We start from the raw sequence: 3,270 nt of genomic DNA on the forward strand, positions 1-3,270 counted from the left end.
GCGCGGCAATGGTGCGGTGCTGAAGTCGGTGGCATCGGGCGAGAAGCCCTATGGCATCCTCGTCGACTTCATGGCGATGAACGCCAAGAAGAAGGGTTCCCCGGTCGAGTTCGTGTTCCCCTCGGAAGGTGTGCCGGCAGTGACCGAACCGGTCGCCATCATGAAGACCGCCAGGAATGTCGATGGCGCCAAGAAGTTCGTCGACTTCATTCTTTCCGATGACGGCCAGAAGCTTGCGCTTTCGATGGGCTATCTGCCGGCGCGCGCCTCGGTCGGCCGCCCCGAATGGCTGCCGGAAGGCGTCAAGGTCAAGGTGATGTCGTTCGACACCAAGGCAATCGTCGCCAAGACCGACGCCGACAAGGCGAAGTTCTCGGAACTGTTCGGCGGCTGAGCCGGCAATCCAGTCGGCATGCCCCCCTAGCGGCATGCCGACTGCGAAACCCGAGCGCATCGGCTGATCGATCCCAGGAAAAGCAATCATGTCAACACGGATCAGGGAAAGCCGGGGCCAGGAAATGGTCCTGACGGCGGCGGTGGCCATCGTCATCGTCCTGCTTTCGCTGCTGCCGATGCTGCGCCTGATCAAGGAGATCGTGGCACCCGGCGGCACGCTGTCGGCCGTCGCGATAAAGGCGGGGCTCGCCAGTCCGGCGACCTGGGTCGCCACCTGGCACACACTGGTCGTCGGTATCGGCGGCACCCTGCTTGCGGTGTTGTCGGGTACGCTGGTGGCCGTCCTCGTCACTCTGACCGATATCCGCGCTCGCAGCGCCATGGTGCTCTGTTACGTCATGCCCTTGATGATCGCACCGCAGGTGACGGCGCTGGCCTGGCTGCAATTGTTCGGCCCGGCAAGCCCGTTCCTCAAGCTGTTCGGGGCGGCACCGCCGCTCGGTACCAGGAATCCGCTCTATTCGACATTGGGCATCATCCTGCTGCTCGGCGTGCAGTATGGGCCGCTGGTTTTCCTGCTGGTGCGCGCCGGCCTGCGCAAGCTGCCGCGCGAGCTGGTCGAAGCGGCGCGGGCGGGCGGCGCCGGCTGGTTCACCGTGCTGGTCACCATCGTGCTGCCCTTGATGACGCCGTCGATCATGGCCGCCGCCGCACTCGCCTTCGTCTCCTGCGTCGGTAATTTCGGTATTCCGGCCTTTCTAGGTATTCCCGCCAACTATCTCGTGCTGCCGACGCTGATCTATCAGAAGCTGGCCGGCGGCGGCCCTGCCGTGCTCGGCGAAACCGCGTTCCTGTCGGTGCTGATCGGCATCATCGCCATGGCGGGCATCCTTGCCCAGGAGATCATGAGCCGCCGCCGCGACTATCGCATCAGCTCCACGTCGCTTTCGGCTGAGCCATACGAACTCGGCCGCTGGCGGCCTACGGTCCAGGCCGGCATGTGGCTGCTGATCATCGTGGTGCTGTTCCTGCCGCTGTTCGGGCTGGTTCTGACATCGCTGGTGCCGGGCTACGGCATCGCGCTCACCGCCAAGACGGCGACGCTCGACAATTATCGCTTCGTGCTGTTCGAGCATGACGCGGCCGGCCGCGCCTTCTTCAACAGCTTCTGGCTGTCGATCGCGGCGGCCTTCTTCGCGGTCCTGGTTGCCGTGCCGATCGGCTATCTGATCGCCTGGGGCAAGCAGCGCTGGGTGCGGCTGCTCAATCTGTCGGTGGAACTGCCCTATGCACTGCCCGGTGTGGTGCTGGCCATCGCCTCGCTGCTCATGTTCCTGCGGCCGATCCCGCTGACCGGCATCCAGCTCTACAACACCGTCTGGATCATCCTCTACGCCTATCTCGCCCGTTTCCTGGTGCTGGCGCTGCGGCCAACCATCAGCGGCTATCACCAGATCGACCGGGCGCTGGAGGAGGCTGCGCAAGTGGCAGGCGCCGGGCTGTTCACGCGCATGCGCACGATCATCTTTCCCTTGGTGGCACCGGCGGCGATCGCCGGCGGCCTGCTGATCTTCATGACGGCGCTGAGCGAACTCACCGTTTCGGCGCTGCTGTGGTCGTCGGGCTCGGAAACCATCGGCGTGGTGATGTTCTCCTTCGAGCAGGGCGGCGATTCCAACTATGCGGCGGCGATGTCCGTCATCACCGTGGCGGTCACCTTCGTGCTGATGCTGGTCACCAATCTGCTTGCCCCCTACCTTCCGACCGGAGTGCTGCCATGGCGCGATTGAGCCTGGACAATGTGACCAAGAGCTTCGCCAATTTCGATGCCGTCAGGGACGTGTCGATCGACGTCGCCGACGGCGAGTTCCTGGCGGTGCTCGGCCCTTCCGGCTGCGGCAAGACGACGTTGCTGAGGCTGGTGGCCGGATTCGAGAAAGTGACTTCGGGCGAAATCCGCATCGGCAGCGAGGTCGTGTCGGGCAAGGGCTGCAGCGTCGCACCGGAAAAGCGGCGCGTCGGCATCGTCTTCCAGAACTATGCGCTGTGGCCGCATATGACGGTGGCCGAGAACATCGGTTATTCGCTGAAGGTGGCGAAGCTCGACAAGGCTGTCGCCCGCCGGAAGGTTGAAGACGCACTCGCCCTTGTCAATCTGCAAGGGCTGGGCGAGCGTCGGCCGGCCAATCTTTCCGGCGGCCAGCGCCAGCGCGTGGCGCTGGCGCGCTGCCTTGTCGCCGCGCCCTCGCTAGTGCTGTTCGATGAGCCGCTGGCCAATCTCGACGTGCATCTGAGGGCATCGATGGAGGACGAGTTCGCATCCTTCCACAAGCGCACCGGCACCACCATCGTCTACATCACCCATGATCAGGCCGAGGCGATGGCATTGGCCGACCGCATCGCGGTGATGGATGGCGGGCGCCTTGCCCAGCTGGCGACGCCGCGCGAGCTCTATCATGAGCCGGCAAATGAAATGGTCGCATCCTTCATTTCGCAAGGCATTTTGCTGCCCGTGGATGTGTTGAGCGCGGAAGAAAGGGGCCACTGCAAGGTCCGGGTTCTCGGCGCTGAACTGGTTGTCCGCTGCCGGCCAGGCGAGCGGCCGCGAACCGGGGCAAAGGTCTGCTGCCGGTCGGCCGATCTCGACGTGTCGCCGGATGGCCCCGGCTTTGATGGTCTGGTCAAGCGGGTGATCTACCAGGGTGGCTCGGCGCGCATCGAATTCGCGCCTTCGACCAGTCCCGATCTCACTTTGCATTTCGAACAGCCCGACCCGGTTTTGCTGGAGAGCGGAGCCCATGCGCGTCTGCGGATACGCTCCGGCTGGCTGATCCCGGCGGCGGGGGCAGCATCGTGATGATGCTCGACCTGCTC

The 3,270-nt window shown here is 64.6% G+C and carries 3 protein-coding genes; all 3 read left to right on the forward strand.

The window, feature by feature from the left end:
- A partial coding sequence (locus tag EN984_RS27790; RefSeq protein WP_127384104.1) for an extracellular solute-binding protein occupies positions 1-394 on the forward strand: 394 nt, incomplete at its 5' end.
- Between the two features lie 88 nt (positions 395-482).
- A complete protein-coding gene (locus EN984_RS27795) occupies positions 483-2,186 on the forward strand; it encodes an iron ABC transporter permease (RefSeq protein WP_127272591.1) in 1,704 nt (567 codons plus the stop codon).
- Complete coding sequence (locus tag EN984_RS27800; RefSeq protein ID WP_127270931.1) at positions 2,174-3,253, forward strand: ABC transporter ATP-binding protein; 1,080 nt, start codon at positions 2,174-2,176, stop codon at positions 3,251-3,253. The genes EN984_RS27795 and EN984_RS27800 overlap by 13 nt, the downstream gene beginning before the upstream one ends.
- The last annotated feature ends 17 nt before the right edge of the window (positions 3,254-3,270 follow it).

This window comes from Mesorhizobium sp. M7A.F.Ca.CA.004.12.1.1, assembly GCF_003997835.1.
In the GTDB taxonomy this organism is placed as follows: domain Bacteria; phylum Pseudomonadota; class Alphaproteobacteria; order Rhizobiales; family Rhizobiaceae; genus Mesorhizobium.

What these genes read in the sequence shown, in the direction of transcription:
- EN984_RS27795 (WP_127272591.1), top strand. Translation starts at nt 483, where the DNA reads ATGTCAACACGGATCAGGGAAAGCCGGGGCCAGGAAATGGTCCTGACG.
- EN984_RS27800 (WP_127270931.1), top strand. Translation starts at nt 2,174, where the DNA reads ATGGCGCGATTGAGCCTGGACAATGTGACCAAGAGCTTCGCCAATTTC.